This is a genomic window from Algoriella xinjiangensis (assembly GCF_900115015.1).
In the GTDB taxonomy this organism is placed as follows: Bacteria; Bacteroidota; Bacteroidia; order Flavobacteriales; family Weeksellaceae; genus Empedobacter; species Empedobacter xinjiangensis.
Genome location: NZ_FOUZ01000002.1, coordinates 181610 through 196524 on the forward strand (window position 1 = coordinate 181610; position 14915 = coordinate 196524).

General features: G+C 31.5%; 12 protein-coding genes. 5 read left to right on the forward strand and 7 right to left on the reverse strand.

The window, feature by feature from the left end; all coding sequences use genetic code 11:
* Positions 1-25 precede the first annotated feature (25 nt).
* The 5 genes from BM072_RS02425 to rodA are packed head-to-tail and all read left to right on the forward strand — an operon-like array spanning position 26 to position 5920.
* Entirely contained in the window at positions 26-1051 is a 1026-nt protein-coding gene (locus tag BM072_RS02425; RefSeq protein WP_092906206.1) for a rod shape-determining protein, read from the forward strand.
* 14 nt (positions 1052-1065) lie between these two features.
* On the forward strand, positions 1066-1920 hold the full coding sequence (gene mreC, locus BM072_RS02430; protein WP_092906208.1) for a rod shape-determining protein MreC: 855 nt from the start codon (positions 1066-1068) through the stop codon (positions 1918-1920).
* A complete protein-coding gene (gene mreD / locus BM072_RS02435; protein ID WP_092906210.1) occupies positions 1910-2425 on the forward strand; it encodes a rod shape-determining protein MreD in 516 nt (171 codons plus the stop codon). The genes mreC and mreD overlap by 11 nt, the downstream gene beginning before the upstream one ends.
* On the forward strand, positions 2422-4407 hold the full coding sequence (locus tag BM072_RS02440) for a penicillin-binding transpeptidase domain-containing protein (RefSeq protein ID WP_092906212.1): 1986 nt from the start codon (positions 2422-2424) through the stop codon (positions 4405-4407). Before mreD ends, BM072_RS02440 begins: the two co-directional genes overlap by 4 nt.
* Positions 4376-5920: a rod shape-determining protein RodA gene (gene rodA, locus BM072_RS02445; protein WP_092906214.1), complete on the forward strand. Its 1545-nt coding sequence runs from the start codon at positions 4376-4378 to the stop codon at positions 5918-5920. The genes BM072_RS02440 and rodA overlap by 32 nt, the downstream gene beginning before the upstream one ends.
* Positions 5921-5987: 67 nt before the next feature.
* Here the strand turns inward: rodA and BM072_RS02450 are convergent, their stop codons facing one another.
* The 7 genes from BM072_RS02450 to accC all read right to left on the reverse strand — a co-directional run bounded on the left by BM072_RS02450 (position 5988) and on the right by accC (position 14899).
* On the reverse strand, positions 5988-7286 hold the full coding sequence (locus tag BM072_RS02450; protein ID WP_092906216.1) for a TlpA family protein disulfide reductase: 1299 nt from the start codon (positions 7284-7286) through the stop codon (positions 5988-5990).
* Positions 7287-7347: 61 nt separating this feature from the next.
* On the reverse strand, positions 7348-7593 hold the full coding sequence (locus tag BM072_RS15400; RefSeq protein ID WP_125112886.1) for a hypothetical protein: 246 nt from the start codon (positions 7591-7593) through the stop codon (positions 7348-7350).
* Positions 7594-7603: 10 nt separating this feature from the next.
* Positions 7604-9643 (reverse strand): hypothetical protein, encoded by a 2040-nt coding sequence (locus BM072_RS02455; RefSeq protein WP_092906218.1) that lies wholly within the window; start codon positions 9641-9643, stop codon positions 7604-7606.
* A gap of 96 nt (positions 9644-9739) precedes the next feature.
* On the reverse strand, positions 9740-10888 hold the full coding sequence (clpX, locus tag BM072_RS02460; RefSeq protein WP_092906220.1) for an ATP-dependent Clp protease ATP-binding subunit ClpX: 1149 nt from the start codon (positions 10886-10888) through the stop codon (positions 9740-9742).
* A gap of 310 nt (positions 10889-11198) precedes the next feature.
* Positions 11199-11867: an ATP-dependent Clp endopeptidase proteolytic subunit ClpP gene (gene clpP, locus BM072_RS02465; protein ID WP_092906222.1), complete on the reverse strand. Its 669-nt coding sequence runs from the start codon at positions 11865-11867 to the stop codon at positions 11199-11201.
* Positions 11868-11916: 49 nt separating this feature from the next.
* The gene (locus BM072_RS02470) at positions 11917-13239 is read right to left on the reverse strand and encodes a trigger factor (RefSeq protein ID WP_092906224.1); all 1323 of its coding nucleotides are present in this window, start codon (positions 13237-13239) and stop codon (positions 11917-11919) included.
* A gap of 295 nt (positions 13240-13534) precedes the next feature.
* The gene (accC, locus tag BM072_RS02475; protein ID WP_092906226.1) at positions 13535-14899 is read right to left on the reverse strand and encodes an acetyl-CoA carboxylase biotin carboxylase subunit; all 1365 of its coding nucleotides are present in this window, start codon (positions 14897-14899) and stop codon (positions 13535-13537) included.
* Between the last annotated feature and the right edge of the window lie 16 nt (positions 14900-14915).

A 14915-nucleotide genomic window follows, 5' to 3' on the forward strand; every position in this document is an offset into this window, starting at 1 on the left:
TAATAATACTGAGACATAATCAACGATGGGATTATTTGATTTTTTCACGCAAGAAATTGCGATTGACTTGGGGACTGCGAATACCTTAATTATACACAATAATAAGGTGGTTGTAGATAGTCCGTCAATCGTCGCTATACATAGAAGAACAAATAAAGTTATTGCTGTTGGAGAACAAGCAAAACACATGCAAGGTAAAACGCATGACGATATAAAAACAATTCGACCATTAAAAGATGGTGTAATTGCAGATTTTGAAGCTTCAGAATTCATGTTAACTGAATTCATTAAAATGATTCCCGGAATTCAAGGGAAATTATTTTCGCCATCATTACGTATGGTTATTTGTATCCCATCAGGAATTACAGAAGTAGAAAAACGTGCAGTTAAAGATTCTTGTGCTCGTGTAAATGCCAAAGATGTTCGTTTAATTTACGAACCAATGGCGGCTGCAATTGGAGTAGGAATTGATATTACACAACCTAAAGGTAACATGATTATCGATATAGGTGGAGGAACAACAGAAATTGCAGTTGTTGCTTTAGGTGGTATTGTTTGTGATAAATCTGTGAAAATTGCAGGTGACGTATTTACAAATGATATTGCATATTACTTAAGAACACATCATAATTTATATATTGGAGAACGCACTGCAGAGCGCGTTAAAATAGAAGTTGGAGCAGCTGTAGAAGAATTAGAGCACGCACCAGAAGATATGCCAGTACAAGGACGTGATTTGATTACAGGAAAACCAAAAGAAATTACTGTAAACTACCGCGAAATTGCACGTGCATTAGACAAATCTATTTTGCGTATTGAAGATGGTGTTATGGAAACGTTATCTCAAACTCCGCCAGAATTAGCAGCAGATATTTACAACACAGGTATTTATATGGCCGGTGGTGGTGCTATGTTGAGAGGTTTAGATCAACGTATTTCTAAAAAAACAGGTTTACCAGTTTTCTTGGCTGATGATCCTTTAAGAGCTGTTGTTCGTGGAACAGGTATAGCACTTAAAAATATTGATAAATTTACTTTCTTAATGAAATAGTACGATAAAGAGCAATGCAATATATTCTGAATGCGATTAGAAGAAATGGAATGCTATTAATTTTTGTCTTTTTAGAGTTAATTGCGTTGTTTCTTGTCTTTAAGAAAAACATTTATCACGAAACTATTCTTGCCTCTGCAAGCACTTCGTTTACAGGTTATGTGGACGATAAAATTGCGAAGGTGACAAATTTTGTTAATTTACCTCAAACAAATAGTGAATTACTTGATGAAAATGCATTTTTGCGCGAGCAATTACTGCATTTAGGCATTAAAGATGCTAAAATAAAGAAATTTGTAAAAACAGATTCTTTGGGTTATCATCAAACCTATTCATTTATTCCTGCAGAAATTATTAATAATTCAATCATCAAAACACAAAACCTTTTAACAATTGATAAAGGGACAAATCATGGTGTAGAAAAAGGTGATGGTATTATTACAAATAATGGTGTAATAGGAATTATAACGTATGCCGACAAAAATTATTCTCGTGCTATATCGTTGTTAAATAAAGACATTAATATCAATGCGCGTATCAAAGGAAATCAATATTTCGGAACAATTAGATGGGACGGAAAAGATCCACGTTATGTGCAATTGTATGAAATACCAAAATATATTCCTGTAAAAAGAGGAGATATTATAGAGACGGATGGTAAATCGCCTGTTTTTCCAGAAGGTTTAATCATCGGGCAAGTAGTAAGTAAAGGAGTGGATGAGGTTTCGGGTGAATTAAAAATTCAGGTCAGACTAAAACAAGATTTTGCTAACTTGTCGCAAGGTTATGTTGTTACAAACCTAAATAAAGTTGAAGTGCAACGTGTAGAGAAATCGGATACAATAACAAATACGAAGAATGTTCAATAAAGATTTTTTTATCAATTTAATCAAGATTATCATTTTAGCTTTGCTACAAGTTTTTGTATTCAATCACATTAACTTTTTAGGAAGCTATCAACCCTATATTTATATTATTTTTGTGTTGTTTTATCCACCATCACAAAATAAATATGCATTATTAATCTTATCTTTTTTATTGGGATTAACAATCGATATTTTTGAATATACAGGCGGAATACATGCATTCGCATTAACATTTGTTGCTTATATAAGAAATCCAATTATCCAATTATTGGCAGGAAAACAAGATTATGAAATCGAGTTTTTCTCTTTCAGTTCGTTTAGTTTTGCACAATGGTTGTTCTACATGATTATATTGATCTTAACACACCACGTTATTTTATTGTTGTTAGAAAACTTTAAACTAACAGGTATTGGTCCGTTATTAATCAAAGCACTCATTAGTGCAGGTATTACATTTGTATTTGTCTTTATTTATAAAATTTTATTTAAAAATAAAGTTGGAATATGAAAAAGCTAATGATTGTTTATGCATTAATCCTATTTATAGTTTGTCTATTTATAGGACGTTTGGCGTATTTACAATTATTTACAGATCGCTACACGCTTAATGCTTTTAATACTTCTATCAAACAAGAAATTGTTTATCCAAACCGTGGCGATATCTTAGATCGAAATGGAAAATTATTAGTAAGTAACACTTATTCGTACGAATTAGATGTTATTCCAGGAAAAGTAATCAACGATTCGGGAATTGCGATTAATAATTTTGATAAAAATAAATTCGCTAATATGGTGGGAATTTCTCCACTTCAATTTGATTCTATCATGAATAAAATTGTTGGCGCAAAAGACTATAAACGATTATCACCATATCCATTTATAAAAAATATTTCGAGAGAAAATTTTGCACGCATGCAAGAGCAATTGTATTTGTATCCTGCATTTAGCATTATTAAACGTCCCGAAAGAAAATATATGGTAAGTTCTGCCGGAAATATACTGGGCTATATAAACGAGGCAGGACCAGCTTACATAAAAACAGATTCTACTTATTATCAACCAGGAGATTTAGTAGGAATTGCGGGTGTAGAAAAATCGTACGAAAAAGATTTACGCGGAATAAAAGGGGTAAAAAACTGGATTGTAGATAGAACAATGAATGTTGTTGGACCATATAAAAATGGTGAATACGATCGTCCCGTAAAAAGTGGAAAAACAGTTAATCTTACAATTGATTTCAGATTGCAAGAATTAGCAGAGCAAATGCTAAAAAATAAACGAGGTGCAATTGTTGCTTTAGACCCAAGCACCGGCGAAATTTTAGCTTTAGCTTCAGCACCAACAATTAATCCAAACGATTTTTTAGATTCTAAACTGAGAAATAAATTAATTAACGATTCTATTTCTCGACCAACTTACGATAGAGCCTTGCAAGGTTCTTATCCTCCAGGATCTACTTTCAAATTGATGACGGCTTTGGCTGGTATGCAAATGGGAACAATGTCCGAAGAGACAACTTATGTGTGTAAACACGGTTTTAGATACGGACGTATGAAAATTGGTTGTCACTGTGGTATGTATTTTACGCCGCAAGGTTTAGAGCATGCGATAGGAAAATCGTGTAACAATTATTTTTCTGAAGCTTACCGCGATATTGTGCGTAAAGATCCAAATGATTATAGTGTTGGAATGAATCAATGGGCTGCAATTATGAATAGTTTCGGATTAGGAAAATTCATGGGAACAGATTTACCTGTTGGGAGCAAAGGATTAATACCAACTTCGGAGTTTTACGATAACCGTTTTGGAGAAGGTGTTTGGAATCCGTATCGTATCATTTTTAATGGTATGGGACAAGGAGATGTTAATACAACACCTTTGCAAATGGCGAATTTTGTTGCAGCAATAGGCAATAAAGGATTCTTTTATACGCCACATATTGTTCGTCAAATAGATGGTAAATCAATCAAAGATTCTACTTATACAACTAAAAAACATACGTTAGTCGATCCAAAACATTTTGATATTATTCTTCGCGGAATGCACAATGTATTTACGATGGGAACTGGTCGTGGATTTGCTGTAAGAGATTTTGAACAATTAGGAAAAACCGGAACTGCGCAAAATTCGCAAGGACAAGATCACTCATTATTTGTTTTATTAGCACCTGCGGATAAACCCAAAATTGCAATTGCAGCAATTATAGAAAATGGTCATTATGGTGCAACTTGGGCTGGACCAATGACGAGTTTAGTTGCAGAATTATATATTACAGATACCATAAAACGTCCTGCGTTGTTAGAACGTATGAAAAATGGTAACTTAAACGGAGAATATAACCGTCAATGGGTAAATTATTTAAAGAAAAAAGGATTATATATAGAACCTGTTAAAAAAGATTCGGTAATTAATAAAGCTGATTCATTAAAGTTAAAAAAAGTTTCTACAAAAGGTAAAAATGAGCCAAAACAGATTGCTTCAAGGAATTGATTGGATGGTTCTTATTCTGGGGTTGATTATCGTAACCTTCGGAATTATGAACGTATATAGTGTAAACCAAGATTTGGGCGTAAAACAAATGATTTGGTTTGGACTTGGTATGGTCATGATTTTAGCTTTGATAATTGCAAGTGGAAATAACCGTAACTTTTTCGAGATTTATAGTCCCGTTTTTTATATTATTTCGGTATTGTTACTCGTTGGTGTATTGCTCGTCGGAAAAGAAATTAACGGTGCAAAAGCTTGGTATAGGTTTGGCCCGCTAAGTTTACAACCTGCCGAATTTGCAAAAATAGGTACAGCTTTACTTATTGCAAATTTCCTCAATCACTCCAATGCTAATCTAAAAGATATCAGTTTTATAGGGAAAATTTTGCTTATAATTGGAATTCCAGTTGCATTAATTTTACTTCAACCCGATTTAGGATCTGTTATTATTTTTTGTTCATTAAGTATTGCATTGTACCGAGAAGGACTAAATCCTTGGATAATTATAACACCAATTATTGGCTTAATTGTCTTTCTAATTTCGATTGTACAAATTCCTTTTTATGTATTATTGGTTTTTGGATTCATCGTTTTAGTAATTGTACTTTTAATGCTCGCTTTCAATTATACAAAAGATGTGATTGATGCAATGCACGGAATATTAGTTGGATTATCAATTTACTTTTTATTATTAATTGTTGTTTGTTATTTCGTCGAAAATTTATCAGAAGAAACACGAGAGTCCTTTGGACATCTTTTTCCGATGCGTTCGTTGTTTTTTTCTGAACCGATATTTTTCAATACTGTATTTTTTGGGTTGATTGGATTCGTAATTTCTATGATTCCGATTATTGTTTTGAAATTAACAGAACAAAAAGAAATTAATAATTCACCTTTCAAAACGCAATCTGGTTTAGCAGCAAATATGCTAAATCTGAGTATTATTGTTTCGATTGTTTTATTGTTAGTAACCAGTATTATCAGTTTTATTTCACCAATTATTTTCGAAAAATTACCTAAACACCAAAAAGAAAGGGTGATGGTTTTGTACGAAGGTGAAGCCAAATACCGCGATACTTCGGGTTATAATTTATTGTATGCGAAAACAGCAATTGGCTCGGGCGAATTGTATGGGAAAGGATACAATCAAGGAACAATCAAAAAAGGAAGATTTGTACCCGAACAACAAACCGATTACATTTTTACAACTGTAGGCGAGGAATGGGGATTTTTAGGAAGCACATTTTTAGTGTTGATCTACGCCGTTTTTGTGGGACGATTATTTTATCTCGCAGAAATCCAAAAGAATCGTTTTGCACGCTTTTATGGTTATTGCGTAGCATCTATATTGTTTTTCCATTTCTTTATCAATATCGCGATGGTTATAGGTTTATTTCCGACCGTAGGTATTCCACTGCCTTTCTTTAGTTATGGAGGAAGCTCGTTGTGGGGATTCACCATTTTGATAGGTATATTTTTAATCATACATTATAAAAATAGTCAAGGATTTATTTAGATTCAGATATAAAAAAAAGCTATACCGATTGAGTATAGCTTTTTTATTTTTATATGTTTTAGAACTGTTATTTCTTAGCAGCTTCTAATTCGGAAATATGATGTACTTCTTTGATTATTTTATTGTCTTTGTCTACTAAAAATAAAGTAGGAGTAGAGCTTACGCTAAATTGCTCTGCAATTGGAGAATCCCAACGTAACAAATCAGTATAATTATACCAAGGTAAATCTTTTGTAGCGTCTTTAAAAGCAGTTTCATCAAAGTCCAAAGAGATTGCTACGATTTCGCCACCTTTTGCTTTAAAGTCTTTGTAAAACTCTTTGATATAAGGAATTTCTTGTTGACAAGCTGGACACCAAGAAGCCCAAAAAACAATTAGTTTTTGATTTGCTTTGATGTCGTATAAAGATTTTTTACCATTAATCGGTTTATCAAAAGTAATGTTTGGAACTTGACTACCAACTTGCATAGAAGTTGCTTGACCAACACGTTTTTTTAACTGATCTGTAATTTTACATGTCAAACCATTTACTTTGTCTACATATTTTTTATGAAAACCAGCATATTGATCTTTTGGAACAATGTTTAATAACGTTGATAAAATATTTTGACCACGAGGAGTTGTAATATCAGTTTTAGCTAATATTTCGTCTGTTGCAGCAATCAATTTTTCTTCAACATTATCGCCTTGACCTGTACTTAATTTTGTGTTTACATACGCAAAAACTAAATCATTAAATAAACCAGATTGCTCTAAACGATCATCATCATTTACAAAATGAGTTACAATTTTATCAACTGCTTGCGTATCTTTTCCAGATTGCGCAGCTTGTTTCAAATCGTTTAAAGTTTTGATGTATTCGACTAAACCAGAATATTTAGCATCTTTATTTAAAACATTGATACGATTTTGTTCTTTTATCATTGCTTGATAAAATTCATCAGTCGGTTTATACATTTGCATTAAATAAGGAAAAACTTGATTTTGAACCTCATTTAATGGTTGCATTGCAATAATCTTATTGTACTCTTTTTGTGTATTACCTTCGATTATCTCTAATCGATTCATAATATCTTGCCCTGCTACAGTTTTGAATTTTAAATTTTTATTATCCGTTAATAACGAAAGGTTTTCACCAGTTGGTAAATCAATTCGTACAAAACCATTATACTCTTTTGGAACATTCGCAGAGAAATTTCCTTGCGCATCTGTTTTTGTATTTTTGATTAATTTAAGATCAGAATTTTCGTAAATTTTAACCAATACAGATTTGTTTGCATAATTCTCTAATTGTCCAGAAACTGTAAACTGTCCAAAGACAGAACTTCCCAAAACAACAAGAGGTAGTATAAATTTATTTTTCATAGTATATGTTTATTATATAAAAAAAACCTCAATCATGTGATTGAGGTTTAAAAGTATGAATTTATTTTTTAAGTAATTCTCTTTGTTTATAAGAAATTAATCCTGCAATTGTAATTGCAGTTATAATTAATAACGGTGCATAATCGTCTATAGGAAGTTTTCTATTTCCTGGGGAATTTGTTGGATCAGGAGGAGTATTTGGATCACATTCAGGGTCACCAGGCATACAATCTTGAGCAAAGGTATTAGAACAAAATGTAAATAGGCTGAATATAAAGATAGTTAAATATAATTTTAAATTTTTCATATGGCTAGGTTTATTGATTAATGGTTTTTTCACTTACTACTTTTCCATCTTTATATGTAATTACAACAACATATAAAATTGGAGATTTTACTAACTCTAGTTTATAGTCAGAGGTAGTATTAACATTTTCTTTTCGTGAAATTAATCTTCCAGACACATCAAAAACTTCAATTTTTGCTGTTGTATTTTTCTTCTCAAAGCGGATATATTTATTAGCATTATCTGTGTATAAATATGTTGCATTTGATTTGTTTAAATCATCTGTATTTAAAGTAGTTGGTTTTTCATTCCAATAAAACTCAAAACGATTATTAATTTTATCATCAGCAGTAAAACTAATTTGAGTAGAGCTATCAACTTCAGTTATTTCATTTTTTACTTTATCTAAAATATAGTATTTTCCTAAAGATAATTCTTTAATTTGATTTAAAATTGAGTGTTCAAATAATCTTAAATTAATTGTATAATTATCACCTAGTTTTAAATTATTAAATCCTAATCTTAATGGTTTTCCAACATAATCTTTAGAATTAAATTGGTTTAATAATGTTTGAGCTGTTGTAATAACATTACCATCTTTACTTTCTTCATATAAGAAGATAGGGTTATCTAATAATTTTTCAGTTGTGCTATTACCTGTCGTATAGAAATCTCCATTTACAAAATATACAGCTTCTCCTTGTATTCCATTATTATTTAATAAAAATAATTCTACTTGTGTAAAATCATTATCAGCTACTAATCCACTTTCTTTTAAAGCTTCATCGTTTAAATCGTAATTTCCTTTTGTACCTCTAGCAAAAGCTCCAGATGATCCTGTAGAGAAGTCATATTTAAAGGTTTTTAGATTATCACCAATGTTATAATTAGCTGTAACAATATTACTATTATTATTTGCAGCCTTTACTAAAGTATAATAATCAATTTCAAAATATTCAAAAGGTTTTACAATTAAAGCATCAGGATTTCCTGCCCAAAAATAAGGAGTTGCTCCAGTTCCTTTTTGAAGATATGCACTAATTCTGATACCTCCTGTATTAGAGCCACCAGTTTGACTAGACCAATTAACAGTATAATTAGCAGGTAACCTATTTATTTTGAAACGTAAAGTTGTATCATATAAATCTGTTGGGTCTTTTTTTACTCCTCCAATCATAACTGAGATCCAAGATTGTAATTTTGCAACATTACTTAAATCTAAATTTGATGTAAATGGATTTGAGAAACGATGTAAATTCTTTCCATATCTTGCATTTGAATCAATCCCAGCACCTATATAAGATTTATAATCTTCATTATAATTGTTAAAAAGGTTTTTCCATTGAGCATATGTGTAGTCAGAAAATACTGTTTTAGGACTATTTTTAATACCACTTTCTAAATTAAGAAAAGATGCAGTTTTGTTATTAGGTTTTCCTAACATAGCAAACTTAGTTGTAACAGACTGCATAAAAGCTTTGAAACTACCATTTTGAACATTTACAGTATAATTAGAGCCTGGTTTAATATCTGTTCCTGCAGGTACAGCATCATACTCTGTTTGAGTAGCATCCCATACTAACAAAGTTTGTATATATCGATTATCTCCACACGGTGTATTAACAGCACAATTACCAGTAAAAGTTTTTGCTCCTGTCATGTTGTTGAAAACATCCTCAACTTTAGCACCTTGAAATGGTAATCCTATTGGGAAATATTGATTATTAACAATATCAATTTTAGCATTTTCCATTGCAATTGATCCTGTAACTGTAGCTGCATTAGGAATAATTAATTGACCATATGAGGTAGTACTTGTATATTTATTTACAAAATTTTTACCAAGTGTATTCTCATTACTAAAACTACCTTGAACTTGTATATTACCGTCGTTAATTATTTTTTCAGTTGTAGCTGTTGTCGTAGTTGTTTTTACATTAACATTCCCACCATTATAAAATAAGGTGTTAGGGTTTACTTTAACAATCACAGCATCGTTGATAGTAGTGTCTTGAGCAGAAACACTACATATTGCACCAAGTGCAAATAAAGCAAGTAGATTCTTTTTCATAATTATTATGTTGCTTTAGGTTGGGTTTCTTTAAATTTAAAAAATAAATTCATTACAAAGATAAAAACTTTTATTAAAAAGTTATCATACAATCAATTATATTGTAACTTTTTCTGGTAAATCTTTAATTTCATACATTAAATCGGTAAAAATTTCTTCCGATACCGCTCGTAAACCACGAGCTCCTAACCCTAAATCATTTGCCTTATCGACAATTTTATTTAAAGTTTCGTCCGTCACTACTAACTCCTTGCCGTCTAATGCAAAAAGCTTTGTATATTGTTTCAATAAGGCATTTTTAGGTTCTGTTAAAATTGCTCTCATTGCTCCTTTATCTAATGGTTTTAGAAACGTGATAATTGGTAAACGCCCGATTAACTCTGGTATAATTCCAAAATTTTTCAAATCTTGTGCATTTACTTCATCTAAAAGGTTATCAATCACCTTTGTTTCTTCATTTTTGAAACCAATTACGTGTTTCTTTAAACGATCTGCAATGTGTTTTTCTATTCCAGAAAAAGCACCACCCGCAATAAATAAAATATCTTTGGTATTTACCTCGATAAATTTTTGATCTGGGTGTTTACGACCGCCTTTTGGTGGAACATTAACTACAGTTCCTTCTAATATTTTTAGTAAAGCTTGTTGTACACCTTCACCAGAAACATCTCGTGTGATTGATGGATTGTCACTTTTACGTGCAATTTTATCCATTTCATCTATAAAAACAATTCCTTTTTCGGCTAATTCTACATTATAATCTGCAGATTGTAAAAGACGTGTCAAAATTCCTTCCACATCTTCACCAACATAACCAGCTTCTGTTAATACGGTTGCATCAACTATCGCAAATGGTACGTTTAATAATTTAGCAATTGATTTCGCCAATAATGTTTTACCAGTTCCTGTTTCTCCAACTAAAATTACGTTAGATTTATCAATTTCTACATCATTGTCTTTGTCTAATAAAATTCTTTTGTAGTGATTATACACCGCTACAGATAATATTTTTTTAGCTTGATCTTGTCCAATAACGTAATCATCAAGAAATTCTTTGATTTCTTTTGGTGATTTTAATGTTAAAGGTTTAATCAATTCATTCTTATCATTAAATTTTGACTCTTCAAGAACAATGCCATGAGCTTGTTCTATACAGTTATCACAAATATTACCGTCGATTCCTGAGACTAAAATATTGACTTCATTTCTGTTTTTTCCACAAAAAGAACACTTATTTTCTTCCAATTTTTTTAAGCTTAATTAAGCTGCAAAGTTATTTATTTTTATTGATTTAGAAAAAATTTCTTTGTTAATTTAATTAAAGGTAATAAAATAAAGTAAATTGAAATGGATATTCTGCTTAATTAGTATTGTTAATTATCGATAATGATTCTGTTTTAACACTCAAGCTAAAAAACTACAACGTTAGAGTTTTTTAGTCAACCAATTTTTTTTCTGTTTGTATGTAAGCTATAAAAGCATTTGTAAGTAATTGTAAAATAAAAAAGGATACTCAATTAGAGTATCCTTTTTAGTTGTATTGTTTTTATGAAAATTATTTAGAACGAGGTGTTAAAACTTCGTCAATCATTCCATATTCTTTAGCTTCTTGCGAAGTCATCCAGTAATCACGTTCACCATCTTTTTCGATTTGCTCGAAAGTTTGACCAGAATGTGTTGCAAGAATATCATATAATTCTTTTTTCAATTTCAAGATTTCTTTCAATGTAATTTCCATATCAGTTGCTTGTCCTTGTGCACCACCTAAAGGTTGGTGAATCATCACGCGCGAATGTTTTAATGCAGAACGTTTACCAGCCGCACCAGCACATAATAAAACTGCTCCCATAGAAGCTGCCATACCTGTACAAATTGTTGCAACATCTGGTTTGATTAATTGCATTGTATCATAAATACCTAAACCTGCATAAACACCACCACCTGGTGAGTTTACATAAATTTGAATATCTTTTGTAGAATCTACACTTTCTAAAAACAATAATTGTGCTTGGATGATGTTCGCAATTTGATCATCAATAGCTGTTCCTAAAAAGATAATTCTATCCATCATTAATCGAGAAAATACGTCCATTTGTGCAACGTTTAATTTTCTTTCTTCAACAATGTATGGTGTTGTGTTTTGGATGTAGCTTTCTAAATGTAAAGAGCTAATACCTTTGTCCAACGCCGCATATTTTTTAAATTCTTCTCCTACGTTCTTCATTATTAATTTAGATTTTAATGAAAGTTAAAGAATTTTTCAGAAGTTTTAATTAAGCTTCTGCTAATTCTTTATTTTTTTCTGTAATTAAGTCTACAAACTCGTCAAAAGTAACTTCTTTCTCGTTTAATTTTACATTTTCTTTAAAAACAGCTAACATTTTATCTGTAAATACTTGGTAAGATAAACGGTTATACTCTTCTTGATTTTGTAAAGCAGACATTGCTATTTGTTGTAAAGTTTCTTCTGGAATAGAAGATTGACCGTACATTTTTAATTGATCTTTAATTGCAGCAAAAGCAGCTTCTTTTACTTCTTCAGCATTTACTTCTACATTATTTGCTTCAGCAATTTTAGCTTCGATTAATTGGTAACGTAAACCTTTGTCCATTTTAGCCAATTCCTCTTTTGCTTGCTCTTCCGAAGTTACATTTTCGTTAGAAGTTAATAACCATTTTGTTAAAAACGTTGTTGGTAATTCAAAAGAAACAGTATCTAATAATTTAGAAACAACATCATTAATAATTTGCTTGTCAGCTTCTTTGTTGTACATGTTTTCTGACTCTGCTTTGATTTTGTTACGGAAAGCTTCTTCTGAATCTACAGTTCCTTCTCCATAAACTTTATCAAATAATTCTTGGTTAACTTCAGCTTTTTCTGCTTTGTTAATTTCTTTGATTGTGTATGTTACATTTACACCTTCTTCAGAAACTTCTGTATTTAATTGTTGTGCAGCTTCTTCAGCAGTATCAAAAATTGTGTTTGCGTTAACTTCGATAACATCACCAACTTTTTTACCAATAAATGCAGCAGTATCTTTCAATTCTTCTAAACGGATAAATGTTGGTTTAGCTTCTTGACCTTCTACTTGTGCATCAACTTTTAAAATAGCTTCAGCTTCAACTTCAGCTAAAGATTTTAATGAACCAAAACGTCCAGCAAAGTTATCAACGTATTTTTGTACTTCTTCGTCAGCAACTTGTACTTTGTAGCTGTCAACTTCTACTTTAGATAAATCAACATCAAATTCTGGAGCTAATCCTAATTCGAAATCAAAATTTAATTGATCAGCATTCCAATCAATTTGTTCTTTAATTACAGGAACTGGATTTCCTAAAATTGATAATTTTTCTGTGTTGATGTAGTCAGATACACTTTTTTGTAAAATTTCGTTAACTGTATCTAAAATAACAGCTTGTTCGTATTGTTTTTTTACAAAACTCATTGGTACTTGTCCTTTACGGAAACCTTTGATACTTGCAGTTTTTTTGTATTGGTTTAATACATTAACTACTTTTTCTTGATAATCTGCCTTGTCAACAGTTACAGTTAACACTGCATTTAAATTGTCTGTTGTATTTTTAGTAATATTCATCTACCTTAAATTTGGAGTGCAAATGTATAAAATTTTAATCATTTTTAATAGTAAAAACTAAGATTACAAGCAATTCATTTACTTTATTTTAACAATTATTCGAGATAATTTTGAAATAAATGTTTTTACTGTAATAATCTATTTATAAAAATTTTAAACATTCCTTTTTCGTGTATATTCAAATCACGTTCCAATTGCTTTTTTCTGTCATTTTGACATAGATTGTGAAAGTTTATTGCATAAAAAAATCCAGAACAATGTTCTAGATTTTTTTATGAGTTATAGATAGAATTTTTTAAAATTCACCATAGTTTGCGTAAGCTTCATCAAACACAAAATCTTCCATAAATTTAGTTGTATAGTTACCCGCAATAAAGTCTGGGTGATCCATTAACTGTAAGTGGAAAGGAATTGTTGTTTTGATACCTTCGATATAAAATTCGGCTAAAGCACGTCTCATTTTTGCAATTGCTTCTTGGCGCGTTTGTGCCGTAACAATTAATTTTGCAATCATAGAATCGTAATTTGGTGGAATTGTATATCCAGCATAAACGTGTGTATCTACGCGAACACCATTACCACCAGGAATATTAATAGAACTAATTTTACCTGGAGAAGGGCGGAAGTCGTTATACGGATCTTCTGCATTGATACGACACTCGATAGAATGCCCGTTTGGATAATAATTTTTACCAGAAATAGGCTCGCCAGATGCTAACATAATTTGTTCGCGTACTAAGTCAAAACCTGTAACTTGTTCTGTAATTGGGTGTTCTACTTGGATACGAGTGTTCATCTCCATAAAATAGAAATCACCGTGTTTGTCAACTAAAAACTCAATTGTACCAACACCTTCGTAACCGATGTATTCGCATGCTTTTACAGCAGCATCACCCATACGTTTACGTAAGTCGTCTGTCATGATTGGAGAAGGTGTTTCTTCTGCCAATTTTTGATTACGACGTTGGATAGAACAATCACGCTCTGATAAGTGACAAGCTTTCCCATTTTGGTCACTTGCTACTTGTATTTCGATATGACGAGGTTCTTCAATCAATTTTTCCATGTACATTCCGTCGTTACCAAAAGCTGCAGCAGCTTCGGCACGAGCAGATTCCCATGCTTTTAATAAATCCTCTTCTTTCCAAATTGCGCGCATACCTTTACCACCACCACCGGCAGTTGCTTTCATCATTACTGGGTATTTTATTTCGCGAGCAACCTCTATAGCTTGTTCGTAGCTTTCTAATAATCCTTCAGATCCAGGAACAACAGGAACACCTGCTTCTTTCATTGTCGCCTTTGCATTTGCTTTATCTCCCATACGGTCGATGTTGTCTGCTGGAGCACCAATAAATTTGATTCCGTTTGATTGACAGATTTTAGAGAAAGTTGAGTTTTCAGATAAAAATCCATAACCTGGGTGAATAGCATCAGCGTCTGTAATTTCTGCAGCTGCAATGATACTTGACATTTTAAGGTATGAATCTTTACTTGGAGCAGGACCAATACACACAGCTTCATCTGCGAAGCGTACGTGTAAAGATGTTTCGTCTGCTTTAGAGTAAACGGCAACCGTTTTGATTCCCATTTCTTTTGCTGTACGTATAATACGCATAGCAATCTCACCTCTATTAGCGATTAATATCTTTTTAAACATAGTTTTGATTCTAAAA

Coding starts and splice junctions, on each gene's coding strand:
- rodA (WP_092906214.1), top strand. CDS start 4,376: ATGAGCCAAAACAGATTGCTTCAAGGAATTGATTGGATGGTTCTTATT.
- mreD (WP_092906210.1), top strand. CDS start 1,910: ATGTTCAATAAAGATTTTTTTATCAATTTAATCAAGATTATCATTTTA.
- BM072_RS02455 (WP_092906218.1), bottom strand. CDS start 9,643: ATGAAAAAGAATCTACTTGCTTTATTTGCACTTGGTGCAATATGTAGT.
- clpP (WP_092906222.1), bottom strand. CDS start 11,867: ATGAAGAACGTAGGAGAAGAATTTAAAAAATATGCGGCGTTGGACAAA.
- BM072_RS02440 (WP_092906212.1), top strand. CDS start 2,422: ATGAAAAAGCTAATGATTGTTTATGCATTAATCCTATTTATAGTTTGT.
- accC (WP_092906226.1), bottom strand. CDS start 14,899: ATGTTTAAAAAGATATTAATCGCTAATAGAGGTGAGATTGCTATGCGT.
- BM072_RS02425 (WP_092906206.1), top strand. CDS start 26: ATGGGATTATTTGATTTTTTCACGCAAGAAATTGCGATTGACTTGGGG.
- mreC (WP_092906208.1), top strand. CDS start 1,066: ATGCAATATATTCTGAATGCGATTAGAAGAAATGGAATGCTATTAATT.
- BM072_RS02470 (WP_092906224.1), bottom strand. CDS start 13,239: ATGAATATTACTAAAAATACAACAGACAATTTAAATGCAGTGTTAACT.
- BM072_RS15400 (WP_125112886.1), bottom strand. CDS start 7,593: ATGAAAAATTTAAAATTATATTTAACTATCTTTATATTCAGCCTATTT.
- BM072_RS02450 (WP_092906216.1), bottom strand. CDS start 7,286: ATGAAAAATAAATTTATACTACCTCTTGTTGTTTTGGGAAGTTCTGTC.